General features: G+C 41.7%; 14 protein-coding genes and 1 pseudogene. 7 read left to right on the top strand and 8 right to left on the bottom strand.

Going from position 1 to position 18,771, the window contains the following annotated elements:
• Window positions 1-70 precede the first annotated feature (70 nt).
• Window positions 71-1,063 (top strand): hypothetical protein, encoded by a 993-nt coding sequence (locus WH214_RS09770; RefSeq protein WP_339421183.1) that lies wholly within the window; start codon window positions 71-73, stop codon window positions 1,061-1,063.
• 39 nt (window positions 1,064-1,102) lie between these two features.
• On the top strand, window positions 1,103-1,459 hold the full coding sequence (locus WH214_RS09765) for a hypothetical protein (RefSeq protein ID WP_004693972.1): 357 nt from the start codon (window positions 1,103-1,105) through the stop codon (window positions 1,457-1,459).
• A gap of 50 nt (window positions 1,460-1,509) precedes the next feature.
• On the opposite strand, the gene WH214_RS09760 is transcribed toward WH214_RS09765, so the two are convergent.
• The 3 genes from WH214_RS09760 to WH214_RS09750 all read right to left on the bottom strand — a co-directional run bounded on the left by WH214_RS09760 (window position 1,510) and on the right by WH214_RS09750 (window position 4,557).
• Window positions 1,510-2,382 (bottom strand): histone deacetylase, encoded by an 873-nt coding sequence (locus tag WH214_RS09760; protein WP_339421181.1) that lies wholly within the window; start codon window positions 2,380-2,382, stop codon window positions 1,510-1,512.
• Between the two features lie 4 nt (window positions 2,383-2,386).
• Complete coding sequence (locus tag WH214_RS09755; protein ID WP_339421179.1) at window positions 2,387-3,349, bottom strand: hypothetical protein; 963 nt, start codon at window positions 3,347-3,349, stop codon at window positions 2,387-2,389.
• Between the two features lie 173 nt (window positions 3,350-3,522).
• Window positions 3,523-4,557 carry a helix-turn-helix domain-containing protein gene (locus tag WH214_RS09750; RefSeq protein ID WP_339421177.1) on the bottom strand — a complete coding sequence of 345 codons (1,035 nt, stop codon included), beginning with the start codon at window positions 4,555-4,557 and terminating at the stop codon, window positions 3,523-3,525.
• 114 nt (window positions 4,558-4,671) lie between these two features.
• Here WH214_RS09750 and WH214_RS09745 point away from each other — a divergent pair.
• From WH214_RS09745 to epmA, 5 genes and pseudogenes are all read left to right on the top strand, one after another.
• Window positions 4,672-5,820: pseudogene (locus tag WH214_RS09745) on the top strand (alkane 1-monooxygenase); the annotation flags it as partial.
• Window positions 5,821-5,885: 65 nt separating this feature from the next.
• Window positions 5,886-6,050: a rubredoxin gene (locus WH214_RS09740; RefSeq protein ID WP_339421175.1), complete on the top strand. Its 165-nt coding sequence runs from the start codon at window positions 5,886-5,888 to the stop codon at window positions 6,048-6,050.
• Between the two features lie 619 nt (window positions 6,051-6,669).
• The gene (locus tag WH214_RS09735) at window positions 6,670-7,842 is read left to right on the top strand and encodes an OmpP1/FadL family transporter (protein ID WP_339421173.1); all 1,173 of its coding nucleotides are present in this window, start codon (window positions 6,670-6,672) and stop codon (window positions 7,840-7,842) included.
• Window positions 7,843-8,147: 305 nt separating this feature from the next.
• The gene (locus WH214_RS09730; protein ID WP_339421171.1) at window positions 8,148-9,215 is read left to right on the top strand and encodes a 4-phosphoerythronate dehydrogenase; all 1,068 of its coding nucleotides are present in this window, start codon (window positions 8,148-8,150) and stop codon (window positions 9,213-9,215) included.
• The gene (gene epmA / locus WH214_RS09725) at window positions 9,212-10,195 is read left to right on the top strand and encodes an EF-P lysine aminoacylase EpmA (protein WP_339421169.1); all 984 of its coding nucleotides are present in this window, start codon (window positions 9,212-9,214) and stop codon (window positions 10,193-10,195) included. The genes WH214_RS09730 and epmA overlap by 4 nt, the downstream gene beginning before the upstream one ends.
• A gap of 52 nt (window positions 10,196-10,247) precedes the next feature.
• Here the strand turns inward: epmA and WH214_RS09720 are convergent, their stop codons facing one another.
• The 5 genes from WH214_RS09720 to metF form a co-directional block, all read right to left on the bottom strand.
• Window positions 10,248-11,471, bottom strand: a complete 1,224-nt coding sequence (locus WH214_RS09720) for a multifunctional CCA addition/repair protein (protein ID WP_339421167.1) — start codon at window positions 11,469-11,471, stop codon at window positions 10,248-10,250.
• A gap of 83 nt (window positions 11,472-11,554) precedes the next feature.
• Window positions 11,555-13,834 (bottom strand): NADP-dependent malic enzyme, encoded by a 2,280-nt coding sequence (locus tag WH214_RS09715; RefSeq protein ID WP_339421166.1) that lies wholly within the window; start codon window positions 13,832-13,834, stop codon window positions 11,555-11,557.
• Window positions 13,835-13,973: 139 nt separating this feature from the next.
• Window positions 13,974-16,850, bottom strand: coding sequence for a bifunctional diguanylate cyclase/phosphodiesterase (locus tag WH214_RS09710; protein WP_339993269.1), 2,877 nt, complete (start codon window positions 16,848-16,850; stop codon window positions 13,974-13,976).
• 181 nt (window positions 16,851-17,031) lie between these two features.
• A complete protein-coding gene (locus tag WH214_RS09705; protein ID WP_234303802.1) occupies window positions 17,032-17,748 on the bottom strand; it encodes a 16S rRNA (uracil(1498)-N(3))-methyltransferase in 717 nt (238 codons plus the stop codon).
• A 40-nt stretch (window positions 17,749-17,788) separates the two neighbouring features.
• On the bottom strand, window positions 17,789-18,625 hold the full coding sequence (gene metF / locus WH214_RS09700) for a methylenetetrahydrofolate reductase [NAD(P)H] (protein ID WP_339400535.1): 837 nt from the start codon (window positions 18,623-18,625) through the stop codon (window positions 17,789-17,791).
• Window positions 18,626-18,771: the final 146 nt, after the last annotated feature.

Below are 18,771 nucleotides of genomic sequence, written 5' to 3'. Positions count from 1 at the left end.
TTTTGATTTTTAATTATATCAATCGGCGTGATGCCGTGATTTAAAGGGTGAGGTTGTCGTGGGTTTAGGCATGAAAAACGTATTAAATATTGCAGTATTTGGTTTAAGTTTAAACTCGTTAGAGCAAATAAAAGAACAAATTTTACTGTCTTTACCTGAAAATTTGAATGTGAAATGGGTCAATCTTGCTGAGCAAAAAATCGATTTATTGCTGGTCAATGATGTCTTTTTTAATTCACCTGGCATTCAAAAGTTGCTGACTATTCAAAACATTGTGTATTTGCGTCTGGTCAAAAAGGTTGAAAATGCAGGGCACATTGTCGGAGATCAATTGTTCTATCCATTTTCAAACATAGAGCATTTGCACGATTGGTTATCTAGAAAATTATTGTCACAACATGAACTTACCGCGCCCGTGAAGTCAACGCTTGAAGTCATTATGCCTGTTCAATCTGTTATGCCTACAGTGCTGAACCCAGTAATGACCACGGCACAGGTTTTTAGCGAAATTTTTACACCACGTAATGGCTATATTCAGTTGTTCGATGCCCATGGTTTTCTCGCTTTGGTCGATACGCGGACCGAACGTGTTTGGGTCGAGCCGAATAAAGAGATTCAGTTTAATGAGACCTTGAACCAAACGTATGCAACTGCGCAGTTGGCCCAAGATACGATTAAAGATAAAGATGTTTATGACCTAAGAATTTGGCTGTGGAAAGTGGTGAATGCTTCGTCTGCGATTCAGTTACCGCAAGTCAACTTGAATCAGAACTTTAGGCTTGAAATATGGCCTCAGTTTGAAAAAGATTTACAACGTCGTGACTTTTTGAAGATGGCAACATGCTTCTCACAAGGCGCACAAATTGATCAAGTAAAACAGTCCTTAAATTTAAGTAATGAAAGGGTATTGAATTTTGTAGCATGTGCTGTTCTACTGCAATTAGGTCAGTTTATCGATCAAAATGAAGTGAAGTATCAGGTAGATACACAACAAGTAGAAACAGGGCAAATGAATAAATTACGCGGTTTTATTGGAAAGTTGCGTAAAAAACTAGGTCTTTAAATTTTTTGGGGTAACCCTATAACTAGAGGTAAGAATAAGATGGCACGTGTTAGTTTAGATACGTTAACAGGGATTGATGGTTTTGTTGCTGCTGCACTGGTAGACAGTGATAGTGGCTTAGCACTTGCGACTCAGGGGAGTGGTGTAGACTTAGAGTTAGCAGCAGCAGGTAATACTGAAGTTGTACGTTCTAAGCGTAAAGTTGCGAAAGCATTACAATTAAACGATAATATTGAAGATATTTTGATTACTTTGGGTAAGCAATATCATTTGATTCGTCCGCTTGATAGCAATGAAACATTGTTTTTATATTTGGTACTTGACCGTACCAAGTCTAACTTAGCGATGGCGCGTTATGAGTTAAAAGGCTTTGAGAAAGAGCTTGATTTCTCTTAATTAAATAGCCGAGTTATCTGTGCCAGTGTATGTCAATATGCTGGCATTTTTTATTCAGCATAGTAAGTTTGATAAGCGGTTTGAAACGTTCCCACATGTAGCTTGACCAACTCTGGCAGGGCTTGATAGCCGCCAGCTAAAACAAACATCAAAGGCAGTTGATGCTTTTTGGCCAAGCGAAATACAATTTCATCTCGTTTTTCAATCAGTTCTGTGCTGAACCATGATGACCCGCAAGGATCATCTTGATGGCAGTCCATTCCCGCCTGAAAAATAATTAAATCAGCGTTCCAGTCTAAGGCACGTTGAAACGCTTGATGGATTGCTAAAATGTATTGGCTGAAGTTCCCTTGATGTTTATGCACATGATAGGTTTCTGAACGTTCGTAGGTCGGACAGCCAAAGGCCAGCCCATAAATACTATAATTAAAAAAGTTGTCAAAACGGCGGGTAAATTCTGCCGTACCATTACCGCCATGCTGATCACAGTCCAGCACGAAGATACGTTTATCTGGAAACTGTTGTGCGATTAAAGCTAGCCCGTTAAAGGTGCAAAAAGACCCACCATGTTCGTAAACTGCATGATGGAAGCCTTGTGCAATATTGGCTGAAATTTGATATTTCCATGCCAATTCTGCTGCGAGAATTTGCCCTGCATTAATCTGGTAAACCGCATCACGCAGTTGAGTATTCCAAGGCTTAAAACCTTGGAACGTGGCTAACTTTTCAGGGAACCCTATGTCAAAAGCATCGACATATTTCGGATCATGCAGTTGTTTTAAAATATCTATGGAGAGCTTTTCAGGGCGATGGAACTGCACGATACCAAGCGGATCTAAAGCATCGGCGACAGCGCTCAGTTTTTCCATACTGTTGGTATGGGTCTGAGCATAATAATCCGGTGAGTAGCAAACCTGTAACATGCGTTTAGTTCCGTATTTGCGCGGTCGCGACATCAACCAATTGTTGTAGGCATGTGGTTCCCGGACTAAATAAACCATTTTCAACTTGCTGCTGATAATGCGTTGTAAAAGCACGTGCGCGATTTTCAGGAGAAATGGCTAAGGTCGTGAGTCTTAAAAACCAAAAGCCGTTGATCTCAGAATAGGGGATCACATAGCCTTTATATTGCTGGTTTTGAGTTTTGTTTTGAATGGCTGTGCGATCATAGTTGACTGAGAACAATGAACCCGCAGGCAAACACACCCCATTCATCAGGATCGGTTTTAGGCTAATACAGGAATGATCATCTCCCATATTGAGTTTTTCCAGCAATAAGGGCTGCTGTTGTTCATCGACAAAAATATTGAGTTCGCCCTGTCTTAAGACGCGGCCATGGGCAATTTTAAGAAAGAAATTTTCAGCCATGGGGCAAGAACCGACTTTCGGTTTTTCAGCCAAGGCTTTGAGCTCAACCAAACCTGTTTTCGCCGTGCTTTGCGGGAGAATAATATCGGCAATCAGTTGGCACAAAATTTGAGTTTCTTCCAGTTGCGCTTGTGCGGTGATACTGCGTAATTGTAGTTGTAACTGCCGCTGACGTTGCACTTGCTGAGCAAACTCAGAGCTGTTTTCGGTTGTGAGCAGCGGTTGAATTTTCTCATTCAAATCTAAATTATGCCAATCTGAAATCATGTACTGCGATTGCTCAAGCAATACTTTTAAGGTCTTGGTTTCATATTGGTCAAACAGTTTTAAGTCAGCAAAATCTTGGCTGAGTCTGGGGCTGTTAATATAGTCCGCTAAAACACGTGTCGCCTGCGTATAGCCGCAACCACGACGTTCTGTTTGGTGGGAGAAATGTTCATTTAACATTTCGGTGAGTTTGCTTGAAAGCGGGTGAACGTGTTGTTGAAAAAGTTGAATAATTTCGTGATCAGTTTCGCGCATCCTTGCCCCAAAAAATAAATTTAAAATCTGTTTTATTATACAGTTATATATCAAATTACTATTGATATTGAAATAAAAACCAGCAGGCATTGCGACATTTATTTTGGCAGGATAATCATTGTTTTATTTGGTATGAACTCTTATTAAAGTGTCTTTTATTGAAACTACAAAGGTCAGCTTATCTTCGGCGTGGAATTTAGCCGATACATCTGTGGTGTGGTACCTAATTCAGCTTTAAATGTCCTACAAAAATTCGCTGCCGTGGAGTAGCCCAGCTCAAAACTAATTTCGGTGATGCTTTTGTTGGTGTGCATCAGCAGATGCTCAGCACGGCTTAAAATGACCTGCTTACGAATGGTATTAAAATTGGCATCCTGCTTTTTTAAGTAGCGCTGCAGGGTTTTACTTGAGACATTCAACATTTGTGCACAGTCTTCAAAACTTGGCGGAGGAGATGCTTCGCGGAGCATCATGCTGATCCAGTCAATAATCTCTCCATCTAAACTGATTTGTTTCAGTTGTTCGCGGCACTGTTGTTCCAAAATGTTCAATGAAAATGCATCTGCTTTGGGGAGTTTCGTGTCTAAATTATCCGCTTGAATAAAGATTTTAATGCTAGGACGAATGAGTGTACCAAAGTGAAATTGGGCGGGTTTGAGTTGCTGTATGGCTTGTACATAAGTCGGTTGAAACATGGATAAATGAATGTCATAGGGTTTAACGTTTTGATTGAGCAATTCAGCAAAACTGCTGCAAAAACCCACTGCAATGGCTTCTAAATGAAAATTCAATGTGAGCGTGCTCATGGCTTGCAGCGGGTGAATGTCTAAAACCACGACGTTTGTTAACTCAGTCACTTTTAGTCGAAAGTTCGGCATGATTAAGCTGAAATATTGCGACATCACGCCTAAGGCCTGCATGACATTTTCACAGCTGAGTAAGGCATAGCCAACCAAATGATGCGCGCTCAATTTTAAGGAGCGACCGAGCTCAAAGGCCAAATCACGGTTTTCTGGAAATTTAAGTAAATAGCTGACCAAGGTTTCAATTTGTGCTAGCGAAAGCTTGGCATCTTCCTGTTGTACATAGCTGCTCAAATCCGTTCCTAACAGCTGAAAAAGTTCAGTTAAATCCATCTGACGTTCCAGCAATAAAGGGAGCAAACGTAAATAATATCGGGCTGGAATAGATGGAATGTGAGGATTCATATTTTTAAAGTGATGTCCTTTTTTGAATATATAATGTCCGAAAATGAATAAGAATAACAACTGATTTTACCAATAATGAGCAAGCGTTCTATCTAAAATAAAAAGGAGTTCCGCATGAATGCACTGACCTTGCTTGAGCACCAGCACAGTGAACATCAGTTTAAGGATAAAAAACGGCATTTATGGTTATTTGGTTTGGCTTACCCGTGTATTGCTATGGGTGCTTTGGCTGGCTATCAGTTTGGCCCCAAAAAACTGCGTTCGGTGTTTGCCTCTACAGGCCCGATTTTTATGCACGTGGTCATGCCAGCGTTAGACAAATTGATTGGTGAGGACAGCGAAAACCCACCCGATGCTGCAATTGCAGCCCTAGAGGCCGATCCTTACTATGCACGTATTGTGAAGTTGTTTATTCCACTGCAATACAGTGCCAATTTTTATGCTTTATACCTCGCTAGTCGTGACAGCACTCCAACGCATGATCGTGTGCTTATTGGCACACTATTGGGTGTATTGAATGGTGTCGCGATTAATACTGCACATGAGCTGAGTCATAAACCGAATAAATTAGAACAAATGTTGTCGCATTTGGCGTTGGCACCGACGGCTTATAATCATTTTCGGATTGAGCATCCTTATGGGCACCATCGCCGTGTGGCGACACCTGAGGACCCTGCCTCTTCGCAAATGGGCGAGTCTTTTTGGCAGTTTTGGCCGAGAACGGTTGTGGGTAGTTTTAAGTCGGCAGTTGAAATTGAAACTCGACGTTTAGAGCGCCAAGGTCTTGGTTTCTGGTCACTCAAGAATGAGTTGTTGCAAGGTTGGGCTATGTCAGGGCTTTATCATGCGGCGATGTTAAAATGTTTTGGGAAAAATATTGCGGTCACCCAAGCCACTCAAGCTTTGTATGGTATTACGTTATTTGAAGTCGTAAATTATATTGAGCATTACGGTTTAAAGCGGGAGCAGCTTGAAAATGGCCAATATGCACGCACCCAACCGGAACATAGTTGGAATAATAACAACTTGGTGACGAATCTGTTCTTATATCAGTTGCAGCGCCACTCTGACCATCACGCTTATCCAACGCGAAGTTTCCAAACCCTGAGAAACTATGAAGACGTACCGCAGCTTCCAGCAGGTTATGGGGCCATGATATTACCGGCACTGATTCCAAAGTGGTGGTTTAAATTGATGGATCAACGGGTGGTGGAGCATTATGCAGGCGATTTCAGCAAAATGAATATTTACCCTAAAGCCAAATAGAAGATTCAGCAGAAGTTTGCAGGATTGTTCTCTCAGTCATCCCTTATAGATGAGGATGCAACATGAAGCGCTATCAATGTTTAGTTTGTGGATGGATTTATGATGAGCAGCTCGGATGGCCACAGGAGGGAATCCCCTCGGGTACACCATGGCAAGATGTTTCTGAAAACTGGACGTGTCCTGACTGTGGAGTCTGTAAAGCTGACTTTGATATGGTCGAAATTTAAACAATAGATTTAATACATTCTGTATAAGGTGCTGCTACGGACTGTGGCTGCACCTAAAACCTTTCTATTTGATGATTTATTCTGCTAAACCATTCTAGAACCATTCTTTCGCATGGTTGCTCTGTGCTTTAAGACTGTTAATCTTCTCAAGCAGATTTAATACTCCGTCTCAGAGTGAAAATCGTAAGTCATGTTTTAAAGAAACCCACGATTAAGGATGATTGTGGGTTTCTTTAAAATCTAAAGCATATTTAAAAAAGATCGATGTGAAATCGAATGATAGTAACGAGATAGAAAATTCGAAAATAACACAGATAGAGAAGTCTTGTAGCGGATTACAAGAGAACAAAGCTTAAAAGGATGAATAGCTATGATGAATCAGAAGAACAGAACCGCCATTATCAATTTTCAAATCCAATTCACACTGAAATGTGTACTTCTAAACACAGCTTATCTCCTCACAAATACGCCATAAAAGTCATCAGGTTTTATACGCCTTAATACATGTTTGAGGCCAACAAAAAGGATTAAGTCATCCAAGATTTAATCAAATATGGTGAGTGCTTTTCATAGGAATGTTTGCCACTTGCTGTTTTAAAACGTAACTAAAGGAATAGAAATGAAATTGAATCAGAAGTATCTCATTGGGGCGATACTGTCCATATGTGCAGGCCAAATTTATGCTGCAGGCCTTGAACGTACGCCTCAACAAATTGATGCTTTATTTGAATCTGGCACCTATGCAGAAGTGGGTTATACACATATGTCACCAGATGTGACAGGCACAGATGCAAGTGGGCATTCGATTTCCAATATGGCTGAAGATTTTCAGTTACTCAATTATGCAGTCAAAACAGATTTAAACCCGAATTTTCGTCTTGCGATGATTTATGATGAACCCTTTGGTGCAAAGGTAAAGTTCTCTGGTGAAAATAACTTTATTGCGACAGATTTACCAGCTTCAGATGCCTATACGCGTGTGGAAGTAAAGTCGAGAAATCTTACGGCTCTACTTGGTTATAATCTGAATAAAAATGTCATGATTTATGCTGGCCCAGCACTTCAACAACTTCAGGCAGATGTTCATTTACGTGGTTTTACCTACGCGAAGAATAGTGGTTATAACAACCGTTTTGATGATATGGCTGTAGGTTGGGTTGCGGGTGTAAGCTATGCCAAACCTGAAAAGGGGATTTTGGCATCATTAACGTACCGTTCAGAAGTTGAGCATAAAGCCACCATTCATGAAGATGTACCTTTGGCGGATATTGTATTTGCAGGGGATTATTCGCACAGTAACTCTGGTACGATCACGACCCCTGAGTCTGTGAATTTAAACCTGCAAACGGGTCTAAATGCCACTACAGCAGTTTATGCAAAAGTTCGATATGTGCCATGGAGTGATTTTGCTTATTATCCCGCTGTACTCAAAGCAGCAACGACACAAGCTTTGGGTAAAGGTCTACCTTTAGTTGATTATTCTGAAGACCAATTGGCTGTCGAAATTGGTTTCGGCAAACGTTTGTCGCCAAATTTAGCAATCGCAGTCTCTGGTTTATGGGACTCTGGTGCGGGTGACCCAGCTCCAACTTTAGGTCCTGTGAACGGGTATTGGGGTGCGGGTTTGGCTGCTAAATATAATATCAATCAAAAATTGGCTTTTAGCTTAGGCGGTCGCTATATGTGGTTTGGTGATGCCAAAGGTGAAACTTCAGACCGTCGTATTGTTGGTGATTTCCAAGACAATACCGGATATGCAGTGGGTGTGAAACTCTCATACAAATCTAAATAATTTATCTAGCTTATTGCTCGTTTGAGGTTTTGCCTTCTCTCTGAAATGGTGGGGAGAAGGTTTTTTTCTAACAGTATTGAATTATCTGTTTAATGATGTGTACGGTCGTCAGATTGACTGAGTTGGCTTCATATTGTTTAGTCTTTTGAATGAAGTCAATCTATATAAAACCAATCTTTCAAGGATTCAGTTTTTCACCATTTAGATGAAACATTGTGACTGTTTATTCAGATGTATTGCAGAGCAACATAGTGTTGAGCTTGTGCAACGGTTATCATAGAGTCAACAAAGCGTTGGAAGTCATTATGAAAATCGTGGCAGATGAAAATCTCGCATTTACCGATTATTTTTTTGCCGAATTTGGTGAAGTTGAGCACAAAGCAGGGCGTACTTTAACCCATGCCGATGTTGTAGATGCCAAAGCACTGTTGGTGCGTTCTGTAACTCAAGTCAATCCAGCATTAATCAATAACACCACACTTCAATATGTGGGTAGTGCAACCATTGGTACAGACCATTTAGATATTGACGCTATTGAAAAACAGAATATTCAATGGGCGAATGCCGCAGGTTGTAATGCGCAGGCGGTGGCTGAATATGTGATTACGGCTTTGCTCCATCTGAAGCCAGCATTGCTGAACTCTGAGGATGATTTTACTTTGGGGATCGTTGGCCTAGGAAATGTCGGTTCTCGCTTAGCTTATATGGCCAAACTATTGGGCTGGAATGTGATCGGTCATGATCCTTTTGTACAGCAAAATACGATTCAGCAAGTCGATTTAAATACCTTATTAAGTACTGCCGATGCAATTTCATTGCATGTGCCTTTAACCAAAACAGGACCACATCCAACCTACCATTTGTTCAACGCCGAAGCGTTGGCTGCGATGAAAGCGACAGCAATATTGATTAATTCTGCACGTGGACCTGTAATTGAAGAGCAAGCTTTATTGGCCAACATCGAAAAAACACAGCGCAAAGTGGTATTAGATGTCTTTGAACATGAGCCTGTGATTTCTGAACAAGTGTTGAAAGCTGTGAGTCTAGTGACGCCACATATCGCAGGTTATAGCTTAGAAGGTAAAGCGCGTGGTACACAAATGATCTATGAAGCCTTTTGTAAAACCTTTCAGTTTGAAGCACATAAAAGTTTCGAGTCACAGTTGCCTGTGTGCGCGCAGTATTTTGAAGGGCAAGATTTAAAATCTGCACTTCAACAGCATTTAAATGAAATCTATCCAATTTTACGAGATGATCACGCTTTACGTGCTTGCTTAAAAGAGGGAATGATTGACCAAAAAGCCTTTGATCATTTAAGAAAAACTTATCCATTACGCCGTGAATGGGCTGCACACGGAGGGCCGAAGGCATGAGTCAGGACGTGATCCATTATCAGCCAACCTGTGACTTAAAAGCCATGCGTGCTCGCGCGCAAATGTATAGCCAAATTCGCCAGTTTTTTTCTGAACGTGAAGTGCTTGAGGTTGAAACCCCGATTTTATCTCAAGCTGGTGTGACCGATGTGCATTTGACTTCGGTTCAAGCGCAGCGCCATGTACAAGGTAAGCAACAAACACATTATTTGCAGACCTCACCTGAGTTTGCCATGAAGCGTTTATTGGCCAGTGGTAGTGGGCCGATTTATCAAATCTGTAAAGTTTTCCGTGATGATGAACATGGTCGTAAACACAATAGTGAATTTACCATGCTGGAATGGTATAGACCGAATTTCAGCTTGAAGGATTTGATGTTTGAAGTGACAGACTTATTGAATGTCACATTAAAGCAGCGTTTTGGTGAGGTTCGCCCTACCATTTTGAGCTATAAGCATGCGTTTATGGATCGTTTAGATTTGAACCCACTGCAAGCCAGTTTGAAAGAGTTAAAAGACTGCTGCAATCGCGTGGGTTTAAATTTGGACTTGGGCGATGACCGACTTGGCTATATCGATTTGCTCTTTTCACATTTTGTAGAACCAAGTCTAGGTTTTGATACGCCCGTATTTCTAACTGATTTTCCACCAGAGTTGGCCTCGCTTGCCAAAACTAAAACGGATGAAGACGGTGAATTGGTTGCGGCACGTTTTGAACTGTATATCGAAGGTTTGGAACTCGCTAACGCATATGATGAGTTGATCGATGCGGAGGTGTTGCGTTCACGTTTGGAAGCCGATAATGCTGAACGTGAAAAGTTAGACTTACATGTGATGCCAATCGATGAGTTTTTATTGGCTGCTTTGCCTCAAATGACCGCATGTGCAGGTATTGCTTTAGGTGTGGATCGTTTGTTAATGATTGCAACTGAACACATGCAGTTGGAAAAGGTGATTACCTTTCCCGCATCCATTTCTTAAGTGAAATTAAATAAAGCGCCGATTGTGGCGCTTTATTTGAGTCGATCAAGGTTTAACTGTATTGAGCCTTCAGTTCTCCAATTGCGTGTATTCGACGTTCAATCAGCATTTCACCGATATCAGGGCCTTTGATATCCGCAGGTAGGTCCTGTGCTTTGATATTTCGCACCACGTCCATCACCTTTAAAATATATGCAGACTGTGGGTATTCACGATCTTCAAGCCCTAAACGACCACGTGAGTCACATTCACAGGCCTGCACAAAGGCTTCAACCCGTTCTGGACGACGTAGTACATCTAAGCGTTGTAGTAAGCGCCACAAAGTGCCTGGTTTTAAGGTCAGGGCTTGATGACATTTTAAATGTTCTTTACAGACCGTAATTGCGAGCTGTTTCATCTGCGTTGGGACTTTTAGACGTTCACACACTTCAGTCACAGGTTTGACCCCACGTTCTTCATGCATAATATGACGCGGTAGCTCATCCACAGGTGTCAAAGCTTTGCCTAAATCATGTACCAAAACAGCAAAACGAACATCCAGTGCGTAGTTGGCACGACACGCTTGTTGTAATGACATCATGGTATGAATACCGCAGTCAATTTCAGGGTGATATTCAGGGCGCTGTGGAATACCGTAAAGTGCCTCGATTTCTGGAAAAAGTACTTTTAAAGCACCACAGCGACGTAGCACTTCAAAGTATTCATCGGCATGATCTTCCATCAGAGCACGAGAGGTTTCTTTCCAAACGCGTTCAGGGGTTAGTGCCTCCAGTTCACCCGAGTCCGCGAGTTGTTGCATCAGTGCCAACGTTTCTTCGGCCACCGTAAATCCTAGGGTTTTATAACGTGCAGCAAATCGTGCAACACGCAGGACGCGTAGTGGGTCTTCGACAAAAGCATTAGAAACATGTCGTAAAACACGGAGTTCTAAATCGCGTTGGCCGCCATAGGGGTCATACAGTGTGCCTTCATCATCCATGGCGATGGCATTGATGGTAAGGTCACGTCGAATTAAATCTTGTTCTAAGGTAACGGTACTGTCGGTATAAAACTCAAAGCCATGATAACCATGCCCTGACTTACGTTCGGTGCGTGCAAGTGCATATTCATCTTTGGTTTCAGGATGTAAAAAAACAGGAAAATCTTTACCTACAGGTTGGAAACCTTGGGCAAGCAGTTGTTCAGGCGTTGCACCGACAACTACATAATCTTTTTCGTGATAGGGGTGACCCAGAAGCTGATCTCGGACCGCACCGCCTACTAAATAAACTTGCATGAAAAAACCTCTATTCTTGCAGCCATCATGCTACAGAATAAAGGTTTTCTCAAGTCACAAGATACGTGTATAACGACAAACAATTATTCGCCGTTTTTCTCCGCTTCTTGAATTTCCGCTACAGTCAGCGCAGTCATATTCACTAAACGACGTGTTGTTGCTGTCGGTGTAAGAATATGAACTGGTTTCGCTGCGCCAAGTAGGATAGGGCCAATGGTAACATTATTACCTGAAGTTGATTTCAACAGGTTAAATGAAATGTTGGCTGCATCCAAGTTTGGCATGATCAATAGATTCGCAGAACCTTTGAAGCGCGAGTTTGAATATGCAAAGTTACGGATGTTTTCATCCAATGCCGCGTCCGCATGCATTTCACCTTCAACTTCAAGTTCTGGCGCGATTTGAGTCAAAATCTCAAACACTTTACGCATTTTTTGCGCGCTTGGATCAGTTTGATCTGAACCGAAGCTTGAGTGAGAAAGTAGAGCAACACGCGGTGTCATACCAAAACGACGTACTTCTTCAGCGGCTAAAATTGTCATTTCAGCCAGCTGTTCAGCTGTTGGGTTGGTGTTGACATAAGTGTCAGCAATGAACAGGTTACGGTCTTCAAGCATTAAAGCATTCAATGTAAAGAAAGAGTTGTGACCTTCTTTTTTACCAATGATGTTTTTAACGAAGTCTAAGTGAATGTCGTAGCTTGAATACGTACCACATAGCATCCCGTCTGCTTTACCATGTTTCACTAACATCGATGCGATCAAGGTCGAACGACGACGTGCTTCACGTTGTGCATATTCAGGTGTTACACCTTTACGCTGCATAAGTGTGTAGTAGTCATCTGCAAACAATTCGTAGTCAGGGTTTTTTTCTTGATCGACAATAGTGATGTTCACACCATGTTCAAGACGTAAGCCTAACTTTTTAATGTTCGCTTCAATAACCGCAGTACGACCAACTAAGATTGGTTTTGCAAGATCTTCATCGACCGCAATTTGTACTGCACGAAGTACGCGTAGGTCTTCACCTTCAGCATAAGCGATACGTTTCGGATCAGATTTTGCTTGAGCAAAAATAGGTTTCATCATCAGTGCTGAGTTATAAACAAACTCAGAAAGACGTTGACGGTATGCAGAGAAGTCTTGAATTGGACGACTTGCAACACCTGAATCCATGGCCGCTTGTGCAACAGCAGGTGCAATTTCTAAAATCAGACGCTGATCAAGTGGGCGTGGAATTAAGTAATCACGACCAAAAGATGCAGATTTTTCACCATAAGATGCCGCATCTGCTTCAATGTGTGCCATACGCGCAATCGCATATACACATGCAATTTTCATCTCTTCATTGATAGTGGTTGCGCCTACATCAAGAGCACCACGGAAAATGTAAGGGAAGCAAAGTGCGTTGTTCACTTGGTTTGGATAATCTGAACGACCTGTTGCCATGATCACGTCATCACGAACTTCGTGTGCATGTTCAGGCAGAATTTCAGGATCTGGGTTGGCAAGTGCGAAGATAATCGGATCTTTCGCCATTACTTTAACCATTTCTTTGGTTAAGATACCCGCAGCAGATAAGCCGAGGAACATGTCTGCGCCTGCAATCACGTCAGCCAGTTGAGTGCCTTCAACATCTTGTACATAACGTTTTTTAGAGTCGTCTAGACCTTCACGTTTTGTTGTAAGTAGACCTCGTGAGTCTGCAACAATAATATTTTCTTTTTTTGCACCAATGGCACAAAGTAAATCTAGGCAAGACAGAGCCGCAGCCCCTGCGCCTGAAGCGACGATTTTAATTTCGTCAATTTTTTTGCCATTCAATTGCAAAGCATTCAGTAAAGCAGATCCAACGATAATGGATGTACCATGCTGATCATCGTGGAACACAGGGATATTCATACGTTCACGAAGTTTTTGTTCAATATAGAAGCATTCTGGTGCCTTGATGTCTTCAAGGTTGATACCACCAAAAGTCGGTTCTAATGCAGCAACAATATCGACAATTTTGTCAGGATTATTTTCTGCAATTTCGATGTCAAATACATCAACACCTGCGAATTTTTTAAATAAAACGCCTTTACCTTCCATGACAGGTTTAGAAGCCAGTGGACCAATATTACCTAGACCCAAAACGGCAGTACCATTTGTGATTACGGCAACAAGGTTCCCACGTGCAGTATAAAGCGCTGCTTTTGAAGGATCTTTTTCAATTTCAAGACATGGTGCTGCGACACCAGGTGAATACGCCAAGGCTAAATCGTGTTGGTTGACCAGCTGCTTGCTAGGTGTAACGCTGATTTTCCCTGGGGTTGGGAATTCGTGATAATACAAAGCTTGCTGTTTTAATGATTGATCGTCCATCTGAATCTCTTTGTAGCGTGGGTTAGCCAGCGGAGCTGGTAGTTTTTAGTAGACAAGACCGAATATACCATTAGTTGCTGGCATATCCCAGTGATAGCTGGTGCTTTTTAAGGCAAACTTAGAGCTAAAACAGTCTGATTTATATTAAGTATGTATACGAGGGTGTGTCGAGATGATCTCTTAAATATTGGGTAGCATCGAGCTGCGGAAGAGGTTTGGAAAATAAATAACCTTGCGCGATATCACATTCTAAGTTTTGTAGGTAACTCAGTTGTTGTTCGGTCTCAATTCCTTCCGCCACCACGGTCATACCCATGGCTTTCCCCATGGCAATCATGGCGCTCACAATAGCTTCTTGTTTGCAGTGTCCAATTTTTGAAATGAAGCTTCGATCAATTTTTAAGGTGTCGATTGGAAAGTCGGTCAGATAAGACAGCGATGAATAACCTGTGCCAAAATCATCTAAAGAAATATGAATGCCACGCGATTTGATGGTTTCAAGGAGGTTCTTCACCGCTTCCGAGTTTTCAACCAAAGTGGATTCTGTAATTTCTAATTCGAGGCTACTACCACTGATTTTATATCGATCAAGGGCTTCATCTAAGTCCTTTAAAAGCTGTCCACGTTGTAATTGTTGGGCAACCACATTGACCGAAACGCAGATATTATCAAAACCCAATTTATTCCATTCTTTGATTTGCTTAGCGGTTTGTAAAATTACAATGCGGCCAATATCTGAAATTAAGCTGGTTTTTTCTGCCATCGGAATGAATAGACCTGGTGGCACAATGCCTTTGGTCGGGTGATTCCAGCGTACCAATGCCTCAAAACCATAAATCTTCTGATTGTGAAAGTTGATTTTGGGTTGGTAGTAAACCACCAACTCATTGTTTTGTATCGCCAGTCTTAAATCGCGCTCTAAATAGATCCCTTCTTCCAATGCAACGGTATTGCTCAGGCTGTAGAACTTTGTGGCGTTTCCACCTAAGCGCTTTGCTTCACTCAGTGCTTGTTCAGCACAGTTGTTTAAGTAGTCCAGTTGACGACCATGTTCGGGGTACTGCGAAATCCCCATTGAAAGCGTAATAATGTGCTCTTGACCAAAAATATCAAAAGGCAGGCTAAAGGCTTTGTTAATGCGATCAATATGTTCCTGAACAGAGGGGCGAATATGAGAGACCTCATATACAATTGCAAAATCGTCACCATTTAAGTGAGCCACTATCAAGGCTTCAGCATTGGTTAAACGAAGGCGCTGGGCAACTTGGCGCAGCAGTTCATCTCCGCCATTATTGCTTAAGAATTCATTCAATGGGCGGAAACGGTCGATATTGAGCCGAATAATCGCCAGTTGTTTAATGCTGTCTTGTTGAGAAACCAAATACTGATGAAGCTGATAGTTATAGTAAAAACGGTTGGGCAAATCGGTCAGCGTATCGTAGTTTTCTAAATAGGAAAGACGCTGTTCTTGTAGTTTACGCTCGGTTAAATCGGACACGATACCAATATAATGCGTGACACGATCTTGCTCGTCGGTAATGGCATTCAGATGCATCCAAATACACAGCTCTTTGCCTGATAGGAACTTTTCATTAAGTTCACCGTCGTATTCGCCTTTTTTTAGGAGCTGTCCAATGATTTGGTTATGTGTGCTGCGTTGATGCGACTTATAGTTCGCAACAATATCAAACAGATGCTTGCCATTAATTTGTACAGCCTCAAAACCAGCCAAACGCTCAAAGAACGGATTTACGTCGATATAACGCAGGTCTTCATCTAAGATGAAAATCCCTTGTTCAGCTTGTTCAAGGACGCTCGCTGCTAGTCGAAGGCGTTCTTGGTTGCTTTTTTCATGTTGAATATCGCGTCGAATACCGACCATTTGTAACGGTTTTTGATTGATTGGATCGCGAGCAATGACGCGTCCCGTGTCATGTACCCAGTACCATTTCCCGTTATTGTGTTGCACACGATAAGTGGCTTCATAGCGGTCTGAATGACCGCGTAAATGACTTTTCATTGCAGATTTAAACGGGGCAATATCATTTGGATGAATTAGATACTGAAGCTGAAGTTGATGCTCTGTGGAATTTTTAAGTACTTTTTCTTGTTTGTGATTGGTCAAGGAAATGAGCCGATCTTTAATATTCCAATCCCAAGGACGAATACCTGAAATTTCATGGGCAAGCGATAGGTTTTCTTGCTTATTTTTTAAGTCTTTATTGATTTGATTTACGTCAAAGGTTCGTTCACGTACTTTTTGCTCAAGCAATTGATTATTCAGTTGTAACTGTTGTTCAATTTCTTTGGATTTATTCACTTCGTTTTGTAGCTGCTTGCATAAATCATCGGTCCAAGCGACTTGTTTTTCAGCTTCTTTTTTCAGCTCTCGATTTTTAATTGAGAGACGGGATAAGTGCTGATTAATACGGTTGGTGGCATTGGCACAGAGCAAAATCACAATCAGAATAAAGTTCACAGCAAGGTGAAAAAGAGTATGATTGGCATCGAAGTTGATAAATTGCGAGAGGACATAAGGGGTGATAGACGGAATAAAAACCAAACAAAAATAACTGATGCGTTGCGTTAAATAGGTGAGGCAAACGGTCTGTGTGACAATCACTAAAAGTGCAGATAAGAGTAGGGCATTTGTATAGTTAAAATTGCCAGATAGGCTGGGTAAGTAGTAGTAGATACATACGACGCCTGCTGCAACCAAAAGACCAATACTTAAACAGATGCCTTGAATCCAGCGGTGTGCATGTTTGGCAGAGTGATTTTTCGGGTTGAAATACACGGTGTTCACGAGCCAAAAAATACTGAGAATAAACTCGCAAATAAAAAACCACAGGTTAAAATAAAAAGAATCTTGAGAAAAATTATAGTGATATGCACAGAAAATATAAAAATTAAGAATCAGTAAGCTACTGATGAGGAAACGAAGATGGCTAATGGAATGCGATATTTGCGCAGTCTGCAAGTGCCGATCAAGATTTTCTGTAGAAATATCTGGCATGAATCGCGAAACCTTATTTTTTTTATGACCCAATGGCGTTGTGTTGTGTCTTTTTTCAAATTTAAATGCATTGTGTAAAACACAATCAATTTATATTTTGATATAAGTCAAGGGTAATATTGTTGTACATAATAATCAATATATTAACAGAACAAAAGGGTGACTCGGCTGTTTATGTGATTTAAATCACTAAATTGTAATTGAGGATCGACAAAGCGACGACTGGCGCTGTCTCAGTACGTAATACACGTTCACCAATACACCAGCTGATAAAACTGTGGTCATTGGCTGTCGTAATTTCAGCCTCACTTAAACCACCTTCAGGCCCAATGAGTAGAGCAATGTTTGGTGTTGCATTTGCCAATACGTCGAATTTTTCTTTATTCGGGGCAAGTACAAGCCGCGTCGCAGGTAATTCAGATGCGAGCCATTTGTCTAAGCTGACTGGAGCATGGATAGTGGGAACAATGTTCATGCCACATTGTTCGCATGCCGCGATAGCAATGCCTTGCCAATGATCAATCTTCTTTTGGTCGCGGTCATATTTCAAACGCATTTCACAACGTTCAGAAGTTAATAGTTGAATTTCGGAAACGCCTAATTCAACTGCCTTTTGAATGACATAGTCCATACGATCACCTTTACTCATGACTTGACCGAGTAAAGTTTTAAACGCAGGCGTACGATTGGTTGGGTTAAAAGCCGTGACCTGAACTGATGCTGACTTTTTAGCAACGTCACTTAAGGTCACTTCATATTCGCCGCCTTGTCCATTAAACAAGGTAGCCGTTTCACCGACTTGAGCACGCAAAACTTTGACCCAATGGTGAAACACAGTTTCAGTCAGTTCGACAGTGTGATCAACATTGAGTTCTGCTTCCATAAAAAAACGAGGCATTCGGTTTTACTCTCAAATAGGGTGAATCTAGTTTAAATGCTTATGCTAAACCGAGGTCTAATACAAGCTGGCGGGTAGGGTCAGTGGTGTTCATGGTGTAGAAGTGCAAACTCGGTGCGCCACCTGCAATCAGGCGTTCACAAAGTTTCACAATCACTTCATGACCAAATGCTTTGATGCTGGCAGTGTCATCACCATAGGTTGCCAGTTGCTTACGAATCCAACGTGGAATCTCAGCACCCGTACCATCTGCAAAGCGAATCAAGTTGCTGGCATTGGTAATTGGCATAATGCCTGGTGCTACAGGAATGTTCACGCCTTCTTTTTGAATGCGATCGATAAAGTAGAAGTAGGCATCTGGATTAAAGAAGAACTGAGTCAGTGCGGCATTCGCACCTGCATTGGCTTTGTCACAAAAACGTTGAATGTCTAGGTCAAAACTATCTGCTTGAGGGTGCATTTCTGGATAAGCGGCAACCTCAATTTTGAAATGATCGCCCGAATGTTCACGAATAAAACGAACCAAATCCGTGGCATAAGGTAATTCGCCTAGGCCAACTTGACCTGAAGGTAAGTCACCACGCAGCGCCACAATACGGTCAATGCCTTGATCTTTATAAATGTCGAGTAACTCTGCAATACGTGCTTTGTCATCGCCAATACACGACAGGTGAGGGGCAACAGGTGTGCCTTTACCATTAAATTCTGCAATCGCTGCTAAGGTACGTTCACGGGTTGAACCACCTGCACCATAGGTAATTGAGAAAAATTCTGGGTTTAGCAGCTGTAATTCTTGGTGTACGACTTTCAGTTTTTCTGCGCCCGCATCCGTTTTGGTCGGGAAAAACTCAAAAGAAATAGGAATGTGTTTCGACATGTTCAAATCCTTTTTATAAATGCTTTTTATTTAGACCTCTTCCTAGCCCCTCACTTGCGCGTAGCTTTAAAGCAGTGCTTAAAACCCGCTTTACAGGAGAGGGGACTTTCACTATAAATTGCATTAATAATAAAAAGTCCCTTCTC

This window comes from Acinetobacter sp. MYb191, from assembly GCF_037572605.1.
Lineage (GTDB): Bacteria > Pseudomonadota > Gammaproteobacteria > Pseudomonadales > Moraxellaceae > Acinetobacter > Acinetobacter johnsonii.
The sequence above is the reverse complement of the archived record's forward strand: the minus strand, read 5'-3'. Positions and strand labels throughout refer to the sequence as shown.

Bases quoted from the DNA above. Each gene is read 5' to 3' on its own strand.
- WH214_RS09770 (WP_339421183.1), top strand. From the start codon at position 71: ATGAAAAACGTATTAAATATTGCAGTATTTGGTTTAAGTTTAAACTCG.
- WH214_RS09765 (WP_004693972.1), top strand. From the start codon at position 1,103: ATGGCACGTGTTAGTTTAGATACGTTAACAGGGATTGATGGTTTTGTT.
- WH214_RS09760 (WP_339421181.1), bottom strand. From the start codon at position 2,382: ATGTTACAGGTTTGCTACTCACCGGATTATTATGCTCAGACCCATACC.
- WH214_RS09755 (WP_339421179.1), bottom strand. From the start codon at position 3,349: ATGCGCGAAACTGATCACGAAATTATTCAACTTTTTCAACAACACGTT.
- WH214_RS09750 (WP_339421177.1), bottom strand. From the start codon at position 4,557: ATGAATCCTCACATTCCATCTATTCCAGCCCGATATTATTTACGTTTG.
- WH214_RS09740 (WP_339421175.1), top strand. From the start codon at position 5,886: ATGAAGCGCTATCAATGTTTAGTTTGTGGATGGATTTATGATGAGCAG.
- WH214_RS09735 (WP_339421173.1), top strand. From the start codon at position 6,670: ATGAAATTGAATCAGAAGTATCTCATTGGGGCGATACTGTCCATATGT.
- WH214_RS09730 (WP_339421171.1), top strand. From the start codon at position 8,148: ATGAAAATCGTGGCAGATGAAAATCTCGCATTTACCGATTATTTTTTT.
- epmA (WP_339421169.1), top strand. From the start codon at position 9,212: ATGAGTCAGGACGTGATCCATTATCAGCCAACCTGTGACTTAAAAGCC.
- WH214_RS09720 (WP_339421167.1), bottom strand. From the start codon at position 11,471: ATGCAAGTTTATTTAGTAGGCGGTGCGGTCCGAGATCAGCTTCTGGGT.
- WH214_RS09715 (WP_339421166.1), bottom strand. From the start codon at position 13,834: ATGGACGATCAATCATTAAAACAGCAAGCTTTGTATTATCACGAATTC.
- WH214_RS09710 (WP_339993269.1), bottom strand. From the start codon at position 16,850: ATGCCAGATATTTCTACAGAAAATCTTGATCGGCACTTGCAGACTGCG.
- WH214_RS09705 (WP_234303802.1), bottom strand. From the start codon at position 17,748: ATGCCTCGTTTTTTTATGGAAGCAGAACTCAATGTTGATCACACTGTC.
- metF (WP_339400535.1), bottom strand. From the start codon at position 18,625: ATGTCGAAACACATTCCTATTTCTTTTGAGTTTTTCCCGACCAAAACG.